This window comes from Pseudomonas sp. GW460-12-10-14-TSB1 (genome assembly GCF_017349775.1).
Lineage (GTDB): Bacteria > Pseudomonadota > Gammaproteobacteria > Pseudomonadales > Pseudomonadaceae > Aquipseudomonas > Aquipseudomonas piscium.
Genome location: NZ_JACNAC010000067.1, coordinates 12,613 through 33,794, shown reverse-complemented (window position 1 = coordinate 33,794; position 21,182 = coordinate 12,613). Strand labels below are relative to the sequence as shown.

The window sequence follows — 21,182 nt, the reverse complement described above, 5'->3', positions numbered from 1 at the left end:
ACCGTCACCATGGCATTGCGCGGATCGCCATACTGGTTGATGCCATAGACAGTGTTGGTACCGATGCTCTGATAGTACTTCTTGTCGAAGACGTTATTGATGTTCAGGCGGATATCGACATGCTCCGAGGCTTTGTAGCTGGTCATCAGGTCGACCAGGGTGTAGGCCTCTTGTTCGATCCGGAATTTGCTCGACGTGTCGAAGAAGTTGGTGCCCTGGTTGTAGATGGTGTTCTGCCGATACACGCCGCCACCGATGGTCCAGCGATTGAGGTCGCCGGGCAGCTGGTAGGTGGTGAAGGCCTTGAACACATGGCGCGGGATATCGGTGTCGAACAGGGTACCTTCCTTGGTCGGGTCGGAGTCCTTGGTGTACTTGACCGAGGCGTAGGTGTAGCCGGCGCCCAGTTCCCAGCCCGGGGCCAGGGATCCGTTGATTTCCAGCTCGATACCTTCGCTGCGGACTTCGCCCGCGGCTTCATAGCAGACGTTCCCCGGAGGGCACTCATTGGGGTTCAGTTGCTTGGCGCGGTTTTCCTGGTCGATGCGGAAGATCGCCGCGCTGGCGTTCAGGGCACCGTCGAAGTACTCGCCCTTGATGCCCAGTTCGTAGTTCTTGCCTTCGATGGGTTTGATCGCGTTGTTGGAGGCGTCGAGTTCGGTCTGCGGCTTGAAGATGTCGGTGTAGCTGACATAGACCGAGTGATGCTCGTCCAGGTCATAGATCGCTCCGGCGTAGCGGGTCAGGTGACGCGTGACCTTGTTGGGCAGGCTGGAGGAGCTCGCTCTGCCGTTCCAGGTGGTGGTGACGTCGTATTCGTACCAGTCCAGGCGGCCGCCGAGGATGAGCTTGAGGTCATCGGCAAGGTTCAGGCGCGTGGTGACATAGGTGCCTTCCAGCTGGCTGGTGCGCTGCTGCGTCCAGGGGTTGGCGCTCATGTCCGGCTTGGGAATGCCGCTGGGGTTGTTCAGGTCGGTATGGGTCGCAAGGTCGATGGGCAAGCCCTTGCCGCTGAATGTCAGTTCGCGCTTGCTGGCGCCCACCACCAGTTCATGGGTGCGGCCGAACAGTGAGAACGGCCCGCTGACATAACCGTCGTAGCTGCTTTGCTTGTCCTTGTAGTCGTACCGGCCGATGTTCTGGCCGAACTCATCGTAGTTGTCGCCCATACGCTCAGGGATGGAACCGAGCATGCTCAGGTCGGACCAGCTCCTGCTGGCGGCCAGGAGCATTTTCCAGTTGTTGGCGAAGCGGTACTCCAGGCGGGTAAACGCCGTGGTGTTGTCCTGGTCCCAGTATTCCCAGTCGCTGCCCAGGTAAGTGGAGCGCTTGAGGTGCAGGTCGCTGCCGTCCTTGGCCACGGGCAGGCCGCCCCAGGAAGTGTTGTTGTTGGCGTTCTGGTTGGAGATGCCGAAGGTGAAGGTGGTGTCTTCGTTCAGGTCGGCCTCGGTGATGCCGTAGAACACCGAGCGCTCGGAGCTGGTGAAGTCCTGGAAGCTGTCCTTGGTCTGGTAGGCGGTGACTATCCGGCCACGCAGGGTGCCACTGTCGTTCAGGGCATTGGAGGCGTCGAACTCGGTGCGGTAGTTGTCCCAGCTGCCGGCGCTGCCGGTGATGCTGACCCGCGGGGTGGCGGTCGGGCGCTTGCGCACCATGTTGACCGCCGCCGAAGGGCTGCCGGCCCCCTGCATCATGCCGGTGGCGCCGCGCACCACTTCCACCCGGTCGAAGATCGCCATGTCGGGGGTGGAGTTCATGTCCCGGCTGAGGTAGTGGGTCAGGTCATTGGGCAAGCCATCGGTCATCAGGTTCTCGATGGTAAAGCCGCGAGAGTAGAAGGTCGGCCGCTGCGGACCGTCCTTGGTCACGGAAATCCCCGGGGTGCTCTTGAGCACGTCCTCCAGGGTTTTCATGTTCTGGTCATCCATGCGCTGGCGGGTGATGACCGTGACCGATTGCGGTGTTTCCCGGGCCGTCAGGGCCAGCTTGCTGGCGGTCTGCATGGCCCCGGTGGTGTAGGAGCCGGTGTCCTCGGTGGTCATGCCCAGGCTCTGGGCGGTGATGGTGCTGGCCCCCAGTTCCAGCGAACCTGTGGAAGCACGGTTGAGAATGGTCACCGAGTTGCCCTTGAGGGAATAGGCGACCCCCGTGCCATTGAGCATCGCCGCGATGGCCCGCTCCGCCGAGTAGCTGCCGGTGAGCGCGTTGCTGCGCTTGCCTTGCACATCGTCAGGGCTGTACAGCACTTGCAGGTTGGCCTGGCGCCCGAACTCCTGCAGGGCCGACGCCATGGATTGCGAGGCGATATTGAAATGGATTTCCTGGGCCTGGACCTGGGCCATCAAGGGCAGGGTCAGGGCCAGGCCCAGGGTGCGGGAAGCCATTCTCGGCGAGAACGCCTGGCAAAGGAGGGCTTTGGCCAGAGGAGTCAGTCGATGTTGTGCGGGCATGCTCATGTGCTCTTATAAATCCGGCAGATGTAATGATTGTTAATGCTAGTAATTCTCAGTTCTGTCTGTATGACGCACCAGTGGCCAGAAACCGGAAACAATCACGCCGGTTGCAGATCAGTCATGACTTTGCCTGCCTTCATGCGCACCAGCTGGTCGGCGATATCGAAGTAACGATCGTCGTGACTGATGACGATGATGGTCTTGCCCAGGCGCTTGAGGTCCGGCAGCAGCTCGGTGTAGAAAATCCGCCGGAAGGCCGGGTCCTGGTCGGCGGCCCATTCGTCGAACACCAGCACCGGGCGCTCTTCCAGCCAGGCATTGACCAGGGCCAGGCGCTTGCGTTGGCCGGTGGACAGGTCGGTGGTGGTGAAGGCGCCATCCTTGATGCTGACCTTGTGGGCGATTTCCAGGCGGTCCAGGTACTGGGTGGCGATGTCCAGCGACTTGCCGGCATTGCCCTGGACCAGGTCGTCGAACAGGTGGTAGTCGGCGAAGACCGTGGTGAACAGCTGTCGATAGTCGTCCCGGAGCCGGTCGGTCACGGCTTCGCCATTGAGGCGGATCTCCCCGGACTGGGGTTGGTACAGGCCCAGCAACAGCTTGATCAGGGTGGTCTTGCCACAGCCGTTCTCGCCGACGATGAAGACGATGTCGCCCTGCCTGATGTTCAGGTTGATCGGACCCAGGTGGAACGGCTCGCTGCCTGCCACTGGCGGCGGGCTGTAGCTCACGCCGCGCAGTTCCAGGCTGTGCACCACCGCTTGCGGCGCTTCGCTGTCGTCCATCAGCAGATGGGGCTCGGGGGAGGAGAAGCGTTCCGACAGCTCGCGGATACGGGCGAAGGCGATCTTCGCCTTGCCAACGATGGGCAGGTAGCCGACCACGTGTTCCAGGGGGCCCTTCATGTACAGCAGCACCAGTACGAAACCGGTGATCACGGCGGGGTCCGGGTTCGGGTAGTAGGCCTGCATGGCCAGGGCCAGGCCGATGACCACGAAGAACAGCATCGAGCCGAAGCTCTTGGCCAGGATATAGATGTTCACCGAGCGCACCTGGATATCGCTGATGCGGTCCGCGGTTTTCTGGATGCGCTGGGTGTTCATGCGAAAGCGCCGTGGCCGGTGGATGCGCAGCTCCTTGGCGCCGGAGGCAATAGCGTTGTAGTAGCGCTGCAGTTCGTCCTCGTGGTCGCGCGCTTCGTCGAAGCCCTTGATGCCCTTGCCGCCGGCCACCAGTTGCACACTGGTGCCGATGATGATGGCCACCACCATCATCAGGAACATCGGCACCGACAGGTACGCCAGGTAGCCCAGGCAACCCAGGGTGACGGTGGTGGCGATGGCCAGGGGGGTGAAGGCGAAGGAAAAGTCGCTGATGGTGTCGACGTCGTGGGTCAGCACCGGGATCAGGCGGTGGGAGCGGTAGCGTTCGATCTGGGTGATGGGCGCCGAGAGCACCTTTTCCCCCAGGTCCTTGCGCAGGGCGGCGATGATCCGCTGGCCCACGTAGTTGGTGCCGATGTCCGAGACGATGGAGCTGGTCAGGGCCAGGACGCACAGGGCGGCGAAGGTCAGGACCACGCCCTGGGTCATGCCGGTCGCCGAGTGCAGGGCGTTGTTGATAGTGGCCAGCAGCAGGGTGATGGACAGGCCGCCGGCCATGCCCAGGGTGACGGAGATCAGCACTATGCTGCGAAAGGGCCTGAGCAATGCGAGCAGACCGTTGAAGGCGCCGCGCTTGGGGTCGGTCATAAGTACTTCCCAGAGAGTGAATAGAGGGTCGGGGCACACAGACCCTTACCCCTGACAAACGAAGTGCCGGTGCGGGTATTTAGCTCGGCGCAAAAGTCTGGCGGGTGCCGCGGATAAATTGCCCGGCGCCTGCTTCGTTCTTGTTCTGTGGGCGCACGTGTATCGACGCAGTGCCTGATCCATTCAGCGAGAGCGAGCAAATGACGAAAAAGAATCTGGTGTATGTCTGGTCCCTGAGGAACGCGGCGGCCGACAAGGCAGGGCAGCCGGTGGCCTACAAGGATCACGAGCGCTACATGAAATCGGTGCTGGAGTTCCTGGTGGAGTCGCTGAACCAGACGCCCCTGGGCGAGGCCTACAACCTGGTGGGCGTGGTCTACGACGATGACGAGCAGTCGCCGCGGGACCAGCAACTGGTGAGCGACTACGGCTTCGCCTATCAGCCCGGCCGGCAGTGGCTGTACCCGGCGGACCTGCAGGTGCAGGGACGCCTGGTCAACGACCTGCTGCTCAGCGTGCCGTCCACCTACCGCCGCCATCCACGGGGCAGCGCCGAGCATATCGCCGGCAAGCAGGATTTCGAGCGCCGCCTGCACGACACCCTGGTGGAGCTGAAGGCTGACATCGTGGTGCTCGACGGTCTGCTGGTGATTCTCGATGAGCTGGTGCGTCCGGGCGCGCCTTTCGCGCGGCGGATCATGAACATCCATCCGGGCATCACCCGCCTCGAGTCGCCCTATGAGCGTCGCGGTGCCTATGCCACCTGGAATGCGCTGTACGGTGCCCGTGGGCAGAAGGTGGTGGACTGGACCACGCGGGAAACCGAGCCGGTCGAGCCGCTGTACATGACCGGTGCTTCGTTCCACTACGTGGACAACGGCATCGATTCCGGCGAGGTGTTCCACGATGTGCTCAACACCACCATCGCGCCGGAGGACACCATCCTCGAACTGCGCTGGAACAACTTCAACAACAGCCTGTTCCCGGCCTTGCATGAAGGCCTGGCGCTGTTGGCCGAGCAGCCGGTCGGCGAATCCCGGGCCGGCGCCTGAGGCCTGCGGCGATCAAGCGCGACGGGCGCGCTTGATCGCTGTCGATCGGGCCTTTTACTTGTGGTGGGTGCCGGGCTGTTCCAGTTCGCGCACGACACGGAAACTCAACCAATCCCCACGAACTTCGCGCTTGCGGCTGTTGCGGTTGCCCGAGCGGGAGAACACCGGTGCCTCGCCCCAGTCGTTGCCGCGGATCTGCGCATCGAGACATACCCCGCCCGATTCCTCCATCCAGGCCTTGCCATCGGCGGGTGCGCCGACATAGTCGGGGTGCCAGCAGTCGGCGACCCACTCGTAGACATTGCCGTGCATGTCATACATGCCGAAGGCGTTGGGCGGATAGCTGCCCACCGGGGCGCTGTAGCTGTAGCCGTCCTTGGGGCCGTAGGTGTTGGCGTGCTTGGTGATCTGGTACTGGCCTTCTTCATCGAACGGGAAGGGGAAGGAGCCGCTGCTGCCGGCCCGCGCGGCGTACTCGCGCTCGGCCTCGCTGACCATCCGGTAGTGCTGGCCGGTCTTCTTCGACAGCCACCGGGCATAGGCCTGGACGTCGGCATAGTCGACGCAGACCGCGGGCTGGCGCGGGCCTTGTTCATAACGTGGCTTGCTGGCCTGGCACAGGCGGCCGGGACGCTCGTCGCCGTCCTTGATCACCGTGCCGGTCTCGCGGATGTAGGCGTCCAGCTCGCCGGCGGTCACGTGGAAACGGCTCATGGCGAAGGCCTTGCTGAAGGTCACTGTGTGCTGCGGGCCTTCGTCGGGCTCTCTGCCGACTTCGTCTTCGGGGGTGCCCATGACGAAGCTGCCGGCGGGCAGCACCACCATCTCCGGGCAGTTCTTGCAGTCCTTGAACACGCTGCCGGGCTTGGGCGGCTCGACAGCCTGGGCATTGAGGCTGACCAGGCAGCCGAACAGCGCGGCGAGTGAGGAGCAGGCGACAGGTTTCATCATCAATAACCTTGTGCAATGTAGAGAAAAGAAGTGGGCGAGGGGCTCAGGAGGTTTTGCCGGCGCGCAGTCGCTTGCCCAGCAGGTCCATGGCGTGGTCGATGTCCGCCTCGTTGTTGAGCAGGCCGGGCGCCATGCGCACCAGCGGCCCCGCGTCGCGGTACACCGCATCCACCAGGATGCGGTTCTCGATCAGCCAGGCGGCGGTGGCGTCGGTGTCCAGGTTTGGGCCACGGAAGAAGGTGAAGCCGGCGGAAAGCTCCGGGCTCAGGGGCGTCACCAGTTCGATGCCGGGGAGTTCCTGCAGGCGCTGCTTGAGGTAGCTGTTGAGTTGGTGGATCCGCGCCTGGATGTTGGCCTTGCCCAGCCGCATGTGCAGTTCGAAGGCCTGGTCCACGGCCCAGCGGTGCTCGAAGCTGTGGTAGCCGCCAGGGGTCATGGTGGTGGCGAAGTCCTGGTTCTCGGAGAAGGTCGCCACCATCGGCGTCAGGTGTTCGAGCTTTTCCGAGCGCGAGCAGAAGATCCCGGTGCCCCGCGGGCCGAACATCCATTTGTGGGTGCCGGCGACGAAGAAGTCGCAATTGAGGTCGGCAAAAGTGACGTCCTCCACCCCCAGGCCATGGACGCCGTCGACGCAGTAGAGAATCCGCTCGCCCTCGTCGCGGTTGCGGTTGTGCTGATCCACCAGCTTGCCGATCTCGCCGATCGGCAGCTTGACGCTGCTGCCCGATTGCACCCAGGTCATCCCCAGTACGCGGGTGTTGGGGCGGATGCTGCGGTCGATATTGCCCAGCACTTCATCGACGGAGACCTGGTGGGGCGACTTGAACAGCTCGATGGTGCGCACCTGGGTGCCGTCGCGCTGGGTGCGGAACTTGAGGGCGTTACGGGTCGAGTAGTGTTCATGCACCGTGGTCAGTATCTCCTGCCCGGGGCGCACGTGAATGCCGCCATACATCATGGCCAGGCCTTCGGTGGTGCTGCCGGTCAGGGCCACCTGGGCGGGCTTGATCTGCAGGTAGCGGCCGACGCTCTCGCGCACCTGGGCCTCGCGCTTCCAGGTGTACTGGGTGTCGTAGTCCATGGCCATGGCCGGGTTGCGGTCCAGCACCGCGCGGTACTGTTCGATGGCCTCGCGCACGGGTTTGGGGTGCGAGGTGATGAGGAAGTTGGCCAGGTGCACATAGTCCGGGTCGAGGTCGAACAGCTGGCGCAATTGGGCCCAGGGCTGCTGGCTGGTGGCTGGCGTGGCGGCGGCCCGGGCCTGGCCAATGGCGAAGGTGCCCAGGGGCAGGGCGGCGGCCAGCAGGCTTGCGTGCTTGAGGAAGGTCCGGCGATTGGTCACAGGGATTCTCGTGGTCAGGGTTCAGCCGGCGACGGCGGGTGGTTCGATGGGGGTTGCGGCAGGTTTTGCCGGCTTGGCGAGTTTCTGCACCTGTTCCCAGACGCGCAGGTAGTTCTCGCCCCAGAGCTTGGCGATCTCGATGTCGGTGTAGCCGCGCTGGATCAGTTCGGCGGTGACGTTGCGGTTGTCCGCCACGCTCATCCAGCCGTTGACGCCGCCGCCCTCGTTGAAGTCCGAGCTGATGCCGACGTGATCGATGCCGACCTTCTTCACCGTGTAGTCGATGGCGTCGACATAGTCCTTGAGGCTGGCCTTGGGCTCTTCTTCCAGGATGCCGTACAGGGAACTGGCGTATTCGCCGAAGCGCTGTTCCGGCCAGATGGTGATGACCGCGTCGCCCGGCATCAGGGCGTTTTCCAGGCCTTGCAGCGGGCCCAGGTCGAAGCGCTGGCGCAAGGCGTTGAGCTTGTCCAGGGTCGGCTGGCTGAGGGGCCGCAGGTAGGTGGAGAAGCCCACCACCTGGACCACCCCGCCGGTGGCCTTGATGACCTGCAGTTCCTTGTCGCTGAGGTTGCGCGGGATGTCCACCAGGGCCCGGGGCGCGGAGTGCGAGGCCACTACCGGCGCGCGGGTCAGGGCCGCGACATCGTCCAGGGCCTTGCTGGACATCTGCGAGACGTCGATCACCACCCCCAGGTCGTTGAGCCTGTGCACGGCCTGCTTGCCGATCGGCGAGAGGCCGCCGAGGGCGTCCCGGGTGTCATTGAAGAACGGCAGCGGGCGCGAGGAGTCGGCCCAGTCGTTGTTGCCCACATAGCTGAAGCCGAACAGGCGCATGCCGCGGGCGGCCCACTTGTCCAGCTGGTCGAGATCGTCGCCCATGGCATAGGCGTTGAGCAGGCTGATCACCACTGCCAGCTTGCCTTCGGAGGCGATGCGACGCAGGTCGGCGGGGGTATAGGCGATGGCTGCCTGGTTGGGGAAGTCGCGCACCAGGCTCTGGATGATCCGGTAGCGGGTCTCCTGCTGGTGCCGGGCCTCCTCGATGAAGCCGGCGGTAGGGCGGTGCGGGGCGTTGGGGCCGTTCCACATTTCCGGCCAGGCGAGAATGCTCAGGGCGGCGCCGGACATCCTGCCGCGACCGGCCTTGACCAGGTCGAACTGGCGATGAGTGTCCTTGTCCGCCTCGGTGCCTTCGGTGCCGAAATCCAGGGGCACGGTGATATGGCTGTCGAAGGAGATGATGCGTTCCTGCAGGTCGTTGGCGTGCTTGACGATTTTGCTGGGGTAAGACACCCGGTCCTTCCAGTAGTAGTGCCAGGCGGCCCCGGTACCGACACCGAGTACGGCGACAATAAGTACCAGCAGGCTCAGGTAGAGGGTTTTCTTACCAGGTAATTTGATCATTGCTATCCCAGTCGCAGGCGGGCTGATGACGGGGCCGGAGCGGGAGGCGTAGTGCTTCCAGGCCCGACCTTTTTGTGCACATCTATCCGCGATAAACGAGCTGGCCGGCAGCAAATTTAGCGGCCCAGGAGTGGCTCGCCGGTAAATTTCCGTGCAAATCCAACGTTCTAGCTAGATGCGTGACGCGCCACTGGATATAGGTAGAGCGATGAGGTTTTCGAGACGAGGATTTTTGACCGGTCTGGCGGTGACGGGGGCGGCTATTCCTGTGGCGCTCTACACCCGCAAGGAGTTGCAACGCCTGGATGTGCGCCGTCAGGAAGAGCTGGAAATCACCCCGGGGGAAGCCAAGCTGGAAGTCGCCCTCGACCCGGGCGTGCGCCTTGCCGATCACCTGCGGGGTATCTGGGACATCGAGTTTCTGGATGCCGGCGCACCGCTGCCGCGTCGCGGCTGTGAACTGGTGCTCGATGTCGGTCCGACCGGGCGCGGCCTGCGGGGCTTTCTGGGGCGTGCGCAAAGCCTGCGGGGCGAGGGGCCGGTGGAGTTTCGGGTGCAGGGCGAGTTGGCGGCGGTGGACGCCGCGAAAGTGTGCTGGCGGCTGTTCGCCGGTGGCCAGATCAACGGCGCGCCCAGCCATGAGTGCCAGGTGGTGCTCGATGAGGTCTGGGCGAGCTGGGGCAATGCCGGCAGCGGCACCCTTAGTGGCCACCTGCAGTCGTTGCAGGTGTCGCCCTTGGCGCCGGTATCCGCGGTGCGCTTCGTGGCGCGCAAGCGGGCCTTCCCCGCGGCCCGGGAGCAGAACGGCCTGAGCCCGACCTTGCTGGCCTGGCTGGTGTCCCCGCAGCATCGCCTGTTCCACCAGCTCTGGCATGCCTCCCGGGATCGCTGGCATTCCTTGCCCAAGGACAAGCGCAACAGCCTGCGGGGCCTCGGCTGGCAGCCGGGACCGCTGAATCAGGAGCGCAATGCCCGTGGACGACGCAAGCATCGCAACGCCTCGGGGATCGATTTTCTCTTCATGCATCGGCACATGCTGTTGCAGGCCCGCTCGTTGCAGCCGGACCTGGTGTCCTGGCAGCAGCTGCCCTTGCCGTCCCCGCGCCTTGAGCAGGACCGCCAGGCCTTTATCCGCTATTACGAAAACCACGACGGCTGCTCGGTGCCGCCGGCCTGGATCGCCGCCGACGATGAAGAGTTCACCCAGTGGCTGCACGGCTTGAAAAGCGACGCGGCCTTCTATGGCAACTTCCAGGTCTGGGAGTCGCAGTACCAGGATCCCGAGTACCTCAGCCGCCTGACCCTGGGGCAGTTCGGCTCGGAGATCGAGTTGGGCCTGCATGACTGGTTGCACATGCGCTGGGCCGATGTCGCCCGGGACCCTGCCAATGGCATGCCGGTCATGGAGGCCCGGGTGTCCTCGGACTTCGCCGGGCGCTGGTACCTGGCGCAGAACGACTTTCTCGGCGATCCGTTCTCGTCCCATGTGCATCCGATGTTCTGGAAGTTCCATGGCTGGATCGATGACCGCATCGACGATTGGTTCCGCGCCCATGAGCGCTACCATCCCGGTGAAGTGCTGCGGCGCGAGGTCAACGGCGTGCCGTGGTTCGCGCCCGGGCGCTGGGTCGAGGTCGACGACCCCTGGCTGGGGGCCTCGACCCATGGCTGCGGCCCGCTGGGCAACACGCCTGGCGAGATGTCGCTGGAGATGGACCAGGAGGTCATGAAGCTGGCCCTGCGTATCGCCCTGAGCCGTGACCAGGAGGTGCCGGAGCTGCTCAAGCGGGCACCCCGGCGCCCCTGGTACGCCCAGCACCTGAAGTTGTGAGTCGGTAAGGCAGCGGCGCGGGTCCTGTCGAAGGGCGCGCGCCGTTTGGTCTTTCAGGGATTCTTTATCTGCAGCCTCTTTATTCAGAGGCTGTTCGTTCAGGAGCTCTTCGTTCAGAGCCTGTTCGTTTCGAGCGTCTTCCAGCCGCCACCCAGGGCTTTATACAGGGCAATGCTCGACCGCACCCGGGAAAGCCGCAGCTGCACGTTCTGGTCCTGGGCAGCGTACAGGGTGCGCTGGGTTTCCAGCACGGTCAGCAGGTCTTCGGCGCCGGCCTGGTAGCGGCTCTGGGCGATCTCGAAGGCCCGTTGCGCCTGATTCAGTTCTTCGCCTTGCCATTGCCGTTGCTGGTCCAGGCCGCGAATGCTGGTGAGGGCCTTTTCCACATCGGCGAAGCCATTGATGATCGCCGCGCGGTAGCTTTCCAGCAGTTCCTGCTGGCGTGCCCTGGCCTTGTCGCGCTCGGCGCTCAGGCGCCCGTTGTTGAAGATCGGCGCCACCAGCCCGGCGGTCAGGTTGTAGAAGGGGCTGCGTAGCACCTCATCGAACTGGTTGGCGCCGGAGCCGAGGTTGGCGGTCAGGGTCACGTTGGGCAGCATTGCCGCCCGTGCCACCCTGACATCGGCCTGGGCCGCCGCCAGCCGGGCTTCGGCGCCGGCTATATCGGGGCGACGGGCCAGCAGGTCGCTGGGCACCCCGGCATCGATGCTCGGCCAGTTCAGTTGGGCGAAAGGCTGGTCGCTCAGGGTCAGGCTCTGCACCGGCCGGCCGAGGAGGGCGGCGAGGGTGATCAGGGCTTCTTCGGCTTGTTGCCGAACCAGCGGTACCTGGCGTTGCTGGGCCGCCACCAGGCTTTTCTGCTGGGCCAGTTCCAGGGCGGTGGCCGAGCCCGAGTCGTAGCGGGTCTGCACCAGCCTGAGCACACTCTGCGCATTGGCCAGGTTGAGTTCGGCAATCCGGCTCTGTTCGCGCAGCGACAACACCTGGGCATAACTGTTGGCCACGCCGCTGAGCAGGGTCAGCTCCACGGTGGCCTGGTCGAACTCGCTGGCCTGTACGCCCAGCAGTGCGCTGTCCCGGGCGGCGCGCTTGCCGCCCCAGAAATCGATTTCATAGGTGGCGCTGAGGCCGGCATTGAAATAGTCCACGGCCTTGTTGGTGCTGTTGGCATCCAACTGGCTGTAGCCGCTGCCCCGCAGCAGCTTCTGCCGGTTGGCGTTGAAGGTGCCGTTGACGGCGGGCAGCAAGGGCGCGCCTGCAATGATGGCGCTGGCCTGGGCCTGACGCACCCGGGCCATGGCTGCTGCCAGGTCATGGCTGCCGGCGCGGGCTTCGGCGATCAGGCGGTCGAGTTCCGGGCTGCCGAATTGCAGCCACCAGCGCGGGTCTTGCTGGCGCTGCGCGAGGCTGGCGGCGGAGTGCCAGGCGGCAGGGGCTTGCAGGCCGCTGTCCGGGCGCGGCGCCGGGCTGCTGCAGGCGGCCAGCGCAAGGCTGGCGGCCAGGAGGGTCAGGTGCGCTTTCATAGGTCGATCATTCACTGGTAAGGGCCTTGACCGGGTCGAGCCGGGCAGCTTTGCGGGCCGGCATGAAGCCGAAGATGACGCCGGTGACCAGGGCGCAGCCGAAGGCGCCCAGTATCGCGGCCAGGGAGAAGGCCACGGCCACTTTGCTGAGGATCAGCACGCCGCCGATGATCAACGCCAGGGCGATGCCGGTCAGGCCGCCAACCACCGAGAGCATCACCGCCTCGGTGAGGAACTGGCGCAGGATGTCGCGCTGGCGGGCGCCGGTGGCCATGCGGATGCCGATCTCGCGGGTGCGTTCGCGCACGGTCATGAGCATGATGTTCATCACTCCGATGCCGCCCACCAGCAGCGAGATCGCGGCGATGGCGCCGAGCATCAGCGACAGGGTGTTCTGGGTGCGGGCCTCGGCCTGGATCATCGCCGCGTTGTTGGTCAGTTCGAAGTCGCGCTTGCCACCGTGCATGCGCAGCATCAGTTCGTCGATTTCGCGCTCGGTCTGCTTGACCCGGCTGGCATCGGCGGCGGCGATCGCCACGTACTGCGGGTTGTGGTCGCCGAACAGGCGGATGCTGGCAGCGGAGTAGGGCACGGCGATGCGGTCGTCGCTGTCGCTGTCGCCGGAACTGGCGCCTTTTTCCGAGAGCACGCCGACCACCTGGAACGGCACGTTCTCGATCAGGATGTATTGGCCGATGGGGTTGGCCACGTCCTTGAGGAGTTTTTCCCGGACCTTGTGGCCGATCACCGCCACCGCTGCCGCCGAGCGTTCGTCGGCGTCGCTGAAGTAGCTGCCCTGGGCCACGGGCCAGTTGAAGATCTCGGGGAAGTTGGTGTCGTTGCCGCCCACATAACTCATGTAGTCGGCGTTGCCGAAGCGGACCCCGGCCTTTGCGCCGTTGACCGGCATGATGCGTTTTACCTGGGGCAGGTTGGCCAGGGCCGCGACGTCGTCCAGGGTGACGATGCCCTCGGGCGTGCGCGGGTTGGGCGAGTAGCCGCTCAAGTAGATGATGTTCGAGCCGAACGCGCCCATCTGCGCCATGACCTGGCGCTTGCTGCCTTCGCCCACCGCCAGCATCACCACCACCGAGGCCACGCCTATGACGATCCCCAGCAGGGTCAGGGCGGTGCGGAAGCGGTTGATCCACATCACCCGCCAGGCCGCTTGCACGGCGTCCAGCAGTTCGCCTTTCCAGGCGCCGTTGTGTTCGCTGCCGTCGGCCAGGCGCTGGCGCAGGTCCACCGCCTGCAGGGCGCCGCTGTTGGCGCTGGCCTGGACCTCGGGGTGCTGGTCGGCGGTGTCGCTGACGATTTCGCCGTCGCGGATTTCGATGATGCGCTTGGCCCGGGCCGCGACTTCGCGGTCGTGGGTGATCAGGATCACCACATGGCCCTGGCTGGCCAGTTCGTCGAGCAGGGTCATGACCTCGGCGCCGCTGTGGCTGTCGAGGGCGCCGGTGGGTTCGTCGGCGAGGATGATGTGGCCGCCGTTCATCAGCGCGCGGGCGATCGACACCCGCTGCTGCTGGCCGCCGGACAACTGGTGCGGGCGGTTGCCGGTGCGGCTGGCCAGGCCCAGGCGGTCGAGCAGGGCGGCGGCGCGGGCGTGGCGTTCGGCCGCCGGGGTGCCGGCATAGATCGCCGGCATCTCGACGTTTTCCTGGGCCGAGCCGGAGGGAATCAGGTGGTAGCCCTGGAACACGAAGCCGAAGGCCTCGCGGCGCAGCCAGGCCAGTTCGTCGCTGTCCAGCCGGGCGACGTTTTCCCCGGCGAACAGGTACTCGCCCGAGCTCGGGCGGTCGAGGCAGCCGAGGATGTTCATCAGCGTCGATTTGCCGGAGCCGGAGGCACCGACTATGGCGACGAACTCGCCGGCGTGGATCGACAGGTCGATGCCACGCAGCACGTCCACTTGCGGCGTGTCGCCGCCGCCGTAGGATTTGCGGATGTCCTTGAGGTCGATCAGCGGGGTCTGCATTCAGCCTCCGCTGCTTTGCGCGGGACCGATCAGCAGGTGATCGCCTTCGTCGAGGCCGTCCAGGACCTGGATGCGCAAGCGGTCGCTGATGCCGACCCGCACCTTGCGCTCCTCGACCGAGCCGTTTTTCGCCACCACCCGGGCCAGCTGCACGCCGCTCTCGGCGCTGCCCTGCAGGGCGGCGATCGGCGCGGTGAGGACGTCCTGCGCGCGCTCGGCGACAAAAAACACCTGGGTGGTCATTTCGGCCATCAAGGCGTTGTCGGCGTTATCCACATCCAGCAGCACGGTGTAGAGCACCACCCGGCCGCTGCCGCTCTTGCTCGAGCTGTTGGGGCTGCCGCTGCCCTGGCTGCTTTCGTTCAGCGGCTTGGGCGGGATCGGCAGGATCTGCCGCACGGTGCTGGTCCAGCGCCGGGTGCCGCCGCTCAAGGTAGTGAAGTAGGCGGTCATGCCCGGTTTGACATGGCCGATATCGGCTTCGGAAACCTCGGCCCAGACGGTCATCGGCGACAGCCGGGCGATGCGCAGGATCAGCGGCGTCTGCTGCTGGGCGTTGAGGGTCTGGCCTTCGCGCGCGTCCACCGCGACCACGGTGCCGGACATCGGCGCATAGATGCGCGTGTAGCCCAGCTCGGCCTGATCGCTGCGCAGGCTGGCCTGGGCCTGGCGGATCTGCGCCTGGAACATGTCGATCCGCGCCTGGGTGGCCTTGAGTTCGGCACGGGCGGTCTGCACGTCTTCGTCACGGGTCGCGCCGCCGGCGGCGAGGTTCTGCTGGCGCTGGTATTTCTGCCGGGCCAGTTCGTTCTGCGCCCGCTGCTCTTGCAGCTGGGCCTGCAGGTTCTCGATGGAGAAGCGGCTGGCGTCGAGCTTGGCCTGCTGGGTGGCGGGGTCGATCTCCACCAGCAACTGGCCTTCCTTGACCTGATCGCCGGCTTCGACGTGGATCTTGCGGATCTGTCCGGACGCCTGGGCGCCGACATCGACATAACGCCGCGGTTGCAGGGTGCCCAGGGCGGTCACGCTGCTTTCGATGGTGCCGCGGCTGACCTGCACGGTGGCGAACTGGTCGCGCCCTGGCGGCAGGATTTTCCAGGCAGCGAAGGCAACGACAGGAATCAGACACAGGGTGACAAGCAAGGCGCGTCGGGTATGACGGGGACGTTTCATGCAGGGTTCCGGCCAATGGAAATCGGCCCGTCGTCCGGCCTGGCCCGTGGCATGGGCGCCGGCTGGAGGCTGTCGATAGCACGACAGATACGGGGAGCTGTCAGGTAAACGAGGGGAAACAGAGGGAATTTAAGCATGGACATATGGAGTTACAGCTGGGGCAGGAGGTATAGACGAACAAAATAAAGTCGGCGAATCGACGCGGCACTTTAAATCTATATGAGAATTACTATAAATTACGCGACTTCTAAACTGCCATCATCGAATCGCCTGCCCAGGGGCGGAGTGCCGGTTGTGCTCAAGGACAAAAGCCGCGTATCGCGGTCGGGAGTCATGTTGGAAAACTACTATCGCGAGCTGGTGTGTTTCCTCAACGCCAAGCTGGGCAACCTGCAGGTGGCCGAAGATGTGGTGCATGACGCTTACGTGCGGGTGCTGGAGCGTTCCAGCGACACGCCGATCGAGCAACCGCGGGCCTTCCTCTACCGCACGGCGCTGAACCTGGTGATCGACGGCCATCGGCGCAATGCCTTGCGCCAGGTCGAGCCGCTGGATGTGCTCGACAATGAAGAGCGCTTCTTCAGCCCGTCGCCACACACCAGCATCGACCACGGCCAGCGCCTGGACATGCTGCAACGGGCGCTGGCGGAGCTGCCGGCGCTGTGCCGGGAAAGTTTCCTGCTGCGCAAGCTCGAAGGCCTGTCCCACCCCGAGATCGCCGAGCGCCTGGGGATTTCCCGCAGCCTGGTGGAGAAGCACATCGTCAACGCGATGAAACATTGCCGGGTCCGGGTCCGGCAGTGGGACGCCCATTGATCCTTCTTTGTTAAATTTTTTTTCACTGTCCTCGTTCCTACTCAACAGACGACCTGCTGCCTCGCCATGGGCCGATCAGGTCACCGTCGATTTCTCCCCGCGTTGAGGGATTTATCCAGAGGACACTGGAAATGACACAGGCAATTGCATCGACCATCGTTCACGACCTGATCGGTATCGGTTTCGGCCCCTCGAATCTGGCGCTGGCTATCGCGCTGGAAGAACGTGGCCAGATTCAGGGTCCGCTGGACGCGCTGTTTCTCGACAAGCAGGCCGATTACCGCTGGCACGGTAATACGCTGGTGGCCCAGAGCGACCTGCAGATTTCCTTTCTCAAGGACCTGGTGACCCTGCGCAACCCGACCAGCCCGTATTCCTTCGTCAACTACCTCAAGCACCACGGTCGCCTGGTGGACTTCATCAACCTGGGCACCTTCTATCCGTGCCGCATGGAGTTCAACGATTACCTGCGCTGGGTCGCCGGGCACTTCCAGGAGCAGAGCCGCTACGGCGAAGAAGTGCTGGCCATCGAGCCGGTGCTGCACAACCAGCAGGTCGAGGCGCTGCGGGTGATTTCCCGCGACAACCAGGGCCAGGAGTTCGTCCGTACCAGCCGTTCGGTGGTGGTCAGCCCTGGCGGCACGCCACTGATCCCGGACACCTTCAAGGCGCTCAAGGACGACGGCCGGGTGTTCCACCACGCGCACTACCTGGAGCGCATGGCCAACCAGCCGTGCACCAGCGGCAAGCCGATGAACGTGGCGATCATCGGGGGCGGGCAGAGCGCGGCCGAGGCCTTCATCGACCTCAACGACAGCTTCCCTTCGGTGCAGGTGGACATGCTGATGCGCGGTTCGGCGCTGAAGCCGGCGGACGACAGCCCGTTCGTCAACGAAGTGTTCTCGCCGGACTTCACCGACCTGGTGTTCCAGCAGCCCAGGGGCGAGCGCGAGCGCCTGGTCCACGAGTACCAGAACACCAACTACTCGGTGGTGGATGTCGACCTGATCGAACGCATCTACGGGATTCTCTACCGGCAGAAAGTCTCCGGCGTCGCGCGCCATGTGTTCCGTACCCTGACCACCGTGGAGAAAGCCACCGCCACCGCCCAGGGCATCGAGCTGGTGCTGCGCAACACCTCCACCGGCGAGTTGAGCACCCGCCACTACGACGCGGTGATCCTGGCCACCGGTTACGAGCGCCAGACCCACCGCGCATTGCTGGCGCCGCTGGAAGCCTACCTGGGCGACTTCGAAGTGGACCGCAACTACCGGGTCATCACCGACGAGCGCTGCAAGGCCGGCATCTACACCCAGGGCTTCAGCCAGGCCAGCCATGGCCTGAGCGACACCTTGCTGTCGGTGCTGCCGATCCGTGCCGAGGAAATCGCCGCCTCGCTGTACGAGCACGACAAAGGCCGCCACAGCCGTTCGGTGCGCGACCTGCTGCTGGCCACCGCCAGCTGATAGAGACCGTCAAGGCTCGATAGTTCTGGGTTGAACCTTCGGGCCCTATCGCGGGCAAGCCTCGCTCCTACAAAAGCGCGCAGTCTGTAGGAGCGAGCGGGCGGCGATCCGACTTGCCCGCGATGGACGGCGCAGCCGTCCCCATTCCGACCCGCTCGATTTCCCCGAAAACTCCCTCATCCAGCCTTCGCAGCTGGCCCTTCCTGAACCTTCGCTGAAGAACTTTTCGATTCCCCCGCCAGTGCCTTGCCGTCGATTTACTCTGCAAAAACCGCGGCGTAAGCTGCGCGCGTTTTCCATCAAGCGGAGACCCACAGTGGGTACTTGTTCGAGCGACAGTAGTCGGCCGGTTTCGATAACCGGCGCCTTCCCGGCAAGATAACGCGCCCGCTTTTTGTGCCGTTGTCTCGCCGTAACAGCGAGCGGCGGCCTCCCGATCGTGGCCTTCACGGCCCGTTCCCGATGTCCTTCTCATCGACACTGCAACAGTGGGTGATGCCTGGCGCATCGCCGCGCTACGGCTGCGCCTGTTCGCGCGGCCGGCGAACCCGACCTGGCTGTGAGTCTCCCGGCGCCGACCGTTAGGGGACACACCATGAACCTCACCCTGCTCAAAGAGTTTTTCGCCGGCTTCCTGCGGACCCGGCACTTCGCCCGGCACTTTCGCCGCCTGGCCTTGCTGGAAAGCTTCAGCGACGCCAGCGTCAGCCGCGACGTACCGCCCAGCCTGGCGCAGACCCTGGTGGCCGCGGCCAATGACGATGCCGCGGACCTGCTGCAACGCCTCGGCAGCCACACCGATGGCCTGAGCGAGGCCGAGGCCCAGGCCCTGCGCGAGCAGCATGGCCTCAACGAGGTCGAGCACGAGCAGCCGCTGCCCTGGTGGACGCACCTGTGGCATTGCTACAAGAACCCCTTCAACTTGCTGCTGACCCTGCTGGCGCTGATCTCCTGGCTGACCGAAGACATGAAGGCGGCCACGGTGATTTTTTCCATGGTGGTGCTCTCCACGTTGCTGCGTTTCTGGCAGGAGGCCAAGTCGAACAAGGCCGCCGACGCCCTCAAGGCAATGGTCAGCAACACCGCCACTGTGCTGCGGCGCAATGTGCTCGACGCCGCGCCGTCGGTGTTCGCCAGGCTGCATGGCGCGGCGGTGGCGCACCAGGGCCTGCAACGCCTGGAACTGCCGATCCGGCAACTGGTGCCGGGCGATCTGATCCAGCTTTCGGCCGGCGACATGATCCCCGCCGACTGCCGGGTGCTCAGCGCCAAGGACCTGTTCGTCAGCCAGGCGGCGATGACCGGCGAATCGCTGCCGGTGGAGAAATTCCCGCGCCAGCAGGACGCGGCCACCCTCAACCCGCTGGAGCTGGACAACATCCTGTTCATGGGCACCAACGTGGTGTCCGGCGCAGCCACCGCGCTGGTCCTGACCACCGGCAACGCCACCTATTTCGGCGCCCTGGCCCAGCGGGTCGGGGCCACCGACCGGGCGCCGACTTCGTTCCAGAACGGGGTGAACAAGGTCAGCTGGCTGCTGATCCGCTTCATGTTCGTCATGGCGCCGCTGGTGCTGTTCATCAACGGCTTCACCAAGGGCGACTGGATGGAAGCGCTGCTGTTCGCGCTGTCCATCGCCGTGGGCCTGACCCCGGAAATGCTGCCGATGATCGTCACCTCGACCCTGGCCAAGGGCGCGGTGTTCCTGTCGCGCAAGAAGGTCATCGTCAAGCGCCTGGACGCGATCCAGAACTTCGGCGCGATGGACGTGCTGTGCACCGACAAGACCGGCACCCTGACCCAGGACAAGATCTTCCTCGCCCGGCACGTGGATGTCTGGGGTGAAGAGTCCGAGGACGTGTTGGAAATGGCCTACCTGAACAGCTACTACCAGACCGGCCTGAAGAACCTGCTGGACGTGGCGGTGCTGGAGCACGTCGAAGTGCACCGCGAGCTGAGGGTCGGCACGGCGTTCCAGAAGGTCGACGAGATTCCCTTCGACTTCAACCGGCGGCGCATGTCGGTGGTGGTGGCCGAGAAGGAGCGTCCGCACCTGCTGATCTGCAAGGGTGCGGTGGAGGAGGTGCTGGCGGTGTGCACCCGGGTGCGCCATGGCGCCGCCGAGGAAATGCTCAGCGACGAGCTGCTGGCGCGGATTCGCCAGGTCACCGCCGAGTTCAACGGCGAAGGCCTGCGGGTGGTGGCCGTGGCCGCCCGGCCGATGCCGCGGGGCCGCGACAGCTACAGCCTGGCGGACGAGCAGGGGCTGATCCTGATCGGTTACGTGGCCTTTCTCGATCCGCCCAAGGAAAGCACCGCGCCGGCCCTCCAGGCCCTGGCCGCCCATGGCGTGGCGGTGAAGGTGCTGACCGGCGACAACGAGCTGGTGACGGCGAAGATCTGCCGCGAAGTCGGCCTGGAGCAACAGGGCCTGTTGCTGGGCAACGACATCGAGCGCATGAGCGATACCCAGCTGGCCAAGGCGGTGGAAACCACCAATGTCTTCGCCCGGCTCACGCCCTCGCACAAGGAACGCATCGTCCGCCTGCTCAAGGGCAACGGCCATGTGGTCGGCTTCATGGGCGACGGCATCAACGATGCGCCAGCGTTGCGCACCGCGGACATCGGCATCTCGGTGGACAGCGCCGTGGACATCGCCAAGGAGGCGGCGGACATCATCCTCCTGGAGAAAAGCCTGATGGTGCTGGAGGAGGGCGTGCTGGAAGGGCGGCGGACCTTCGCCAACATGCTCAAGTACATCAAGATGACCGCCAGCTCGAACTTCGGCAACGTGTTCTCGGTGCTGGTGGCCAGTGCCTTCATTCCATTCCTGCCGATGCTGCCGATGCACCTGCTGGTGCAGAACCTGCTGTATGACATTTCCCAGATCGCCATCCCGTTCGACAACGTCGATGAGGAAATGCTGGCCCGGCCCCAGCGCTGGCAACCGGCGGACGTCGGGCGCTTCATGCTGTTTTTCGGGCCGATCAGCTCGATCTTCGACATCGGCACCTTCGCCCTGATGTGGTACGTGTTCGATGCCAATACCCCGGACCACCAGACGCTGTTCCAGTCCGGCTGGTTCGTGGTCGGGTTGCTGACCCAGACCCTGATCGTGCACATGATCCGCACGCCGAAGATCCCCTTCCTGCAAAGCCGCGCGGCCATGCCGCTGCTGGTGATGACCTTGGTGATCATGGCTATCGGCATCTTCCTGCCCATGGGCCCGCTGGCGCACTACTTCAAGCTGCAGGCGCTGCCGTCGCTGTACTTCGTGTTCCTGCCGGTGATCCTGCTGGCGTACATGGCGCTGACCCAGGCGGTGAAGGGCTTTTATATCAGTCGGTTCGGCTGGCAGTAAGCGGAGTGCTGCACAAAATTCCTGTAGCCGCAGCCTGCAGCAGCGGCTACAGGGTCTGTAGGAGCGGGCGGCGAA

At 64.7% G+C, this 21,182-nt stretch carries 13 protein-coding genes; 5 read left to right on the top strand and 8 right to left on the bottom strand.

All coding sequences use genetic code 11. The features are described from left to right. Positions 1–2,456 (bottom strand): TonB-dependent receptor (locus tag J4D52_RS27015; protein ID WP_207272180.1); only part of this gene is annotated, 2,456 nt, incomplete at its 3' end. Positions 2,457–2,551: 95 nt separating this feature from the next. Next, positions 2,552–4,204 carry a cyclic peptide export ABC transporter gene (locus J4D52_RS27010; protein WP_063432376.1) on the bottom strand — a complete coding sequence of 551 codons (1,653 nt, stop codon included), beginning with the start codon at positions 4,202–4,204 and terminating at the stop codon, positions 2,552–2,554. 200 nt (positions 4,205–4,404) lie between these two features. Here J4D52_RS27010 and J4D52_RS27005 point away from each other — a divergent pair, with 200 nt between their 5' ends. Continuing rightward, the gene (locus J4D52_RS27005; protein WP_102677918.1) at positions 4,405–5,256 is read left to right on the top strand and encodes a N(5)-hydroxyornithine transformylase PvdF; all 852 of its coding nucleotides are present in this window, start codon (positions 4,405–4,407) and stop codon (positions 5,254–5,256) included. A 54-nt stretch (positions 5,257–5,310) separates the two neighbouring features. On the opposite strand, the gene J4D52_RS27000 is transcribed toward J4D52_RS27005, so the two are convergent. From J4D52_RS27000 to pvdM, 3 genes are read right to left on the bottom strand one after another with little or no spacing between them, the layout of a single operon-like run. After that, positions 5,311–6,204, bottom strand: coding sequence for a formylglycine-generating enzyme family protein (locus J4D52_RS27000; RefSeq protein WP_102677919.1), 894 nt, complete (start codon positions 6,202–6,204; stop codon positions 5,311–5,313). Positions 6,205–6,250: 46 nt separating this feature from the next. Next, on the bottom strand, positions 6,251–7,549 hold the full coding sequence (locus tag J4D52_RS26995; RefSeq protein WP_102677920.1) for an aminotransferase class V-fold PLP-dependent enzyme: 1,299 nt from the start codon (positions 7,547–7,549) through the stop codon (positions 6,251–6,253). A gap of 21 nt (positions 7,550–7,570) precedes the next feature. After that, positions 7,571–8,956, bottom strand: coding sequence for a pyoverdine-tailoring dipeptidase-like protein PvdM (gene pvdM, locus J4D52_RS26990; RefSeq protein ID WP_102677921.1), 1,386 nt, complete (start codon positions 8,954–8,956; stop codon positions 7,571–7,573). A gap of 208 nt (positions 8,957–9,164) precedes the next feature. On the opposite strand from pvdM, the gene J4D52_RS26985 reads away from it, so the two are divergent. After that, complete coding sequence (locus J4D52_RS26985) at positions 9,165–10,787, top strand: twin-arginine translocation signal domain-containing protein (RefSeq protein ID WP_102677922.1); 1,623 nt, start codon at positions 9,165–9,167, stop codon at positions 10,785–10,787. A gap of 113 nt (positions 10,788–10,900) precedes the next feature. On the opposite strand, the gene J4D52_RS26980 is transcribed toward J4D52_RS26985, so the two are convergent. From J4D52_RS26980 to J4D52_RS26970, 3 genes are read right to left on the bottom strand one after another with little or no spacing between them, the layout of a single operon-like run. After that, positions 10,901–12,310, bottom strand: coding sequence for an efflux transporter outer membrane subunit (locus J4D52_RS26980; protein ID WP_063432364.1), 1,410 nt, complete (start codon positions 12,308–12,310; stop codon positions 10,901–10,903). A gap of 7 nt (positions 12,311–12,317) precedes the next feature. Beyond that, on the bottom strand, positions 12,318–14,291 hold the full coding sequence (locus J4D52_RS26975) for a MacB family efflux pump subunit (protein WP_063432362.1): 1,974 nt from the start codon (positions 14,289–14,291) through the stop codon (positions 12,318–12,320). Continuing rightward, positions 14,292–15,464 carry an efflux RND transporter periplasmic adaptor subunit gene (locus tag J4D52_RS26970; RefSeq protein WP_063432360.1) on the bottom strand — a complete coding sequence of 391 codons (1,173 nt, stop codon included), beginning with the start codon at positions 15,462–15,464 and terminating at the stop codon, positions 14,292–14,294. Between the two features lie 333 nt (positions 15,465–15,797). Between J4D52_RS26970 and J4D52_RS26965 the strand changes: the two genes are divergently transcribed. From J4D52_RS26965 to mgtA, 3 genes are all read left to right on the top strand, one after another. Continuing rightward, positions 15,798–16,280 (top strand): sigma-70 family RNA polymerase sigma factor, encoded by a 483-nt coding sequence (locus tag J4D52_RS26965; protein WP_038577486.1) that lies wholly within the window; start codon positions 15,798–15,800, stop codon positions 16,278–16,280. A gap of 131 nt (positions 16,281–16,411) precedes the next feature. After that, positions 16,412–17,746, top strand: coding sequence for a lysine N(6)-hydroxylase/L-ornithine N(5)-oxygenase family protein (locus J4D52_RS26960; protein WP_102677923.1), 1,335 nt, complete (start codon positions 16,412–16,414; stop codon positions 17,744–17,746). A 595-nt stretch (positions 17,747–18,341) separates the two neighbouring features. Next, on the top strand, positions 18,342–21,107 hold the full coding sequence (mgtA, locus tag J4D52_RS26955; protein ID WP_102677925.1) for a magnesium-translocating P-type ATPase: 2,766 nt from the start codon (positions 18,342–18,344) through the stop codon (positions 21,105–21,107). The last annotated feature ends 75 nt before the right edge of the window (positions 21,108–21,182 follow it).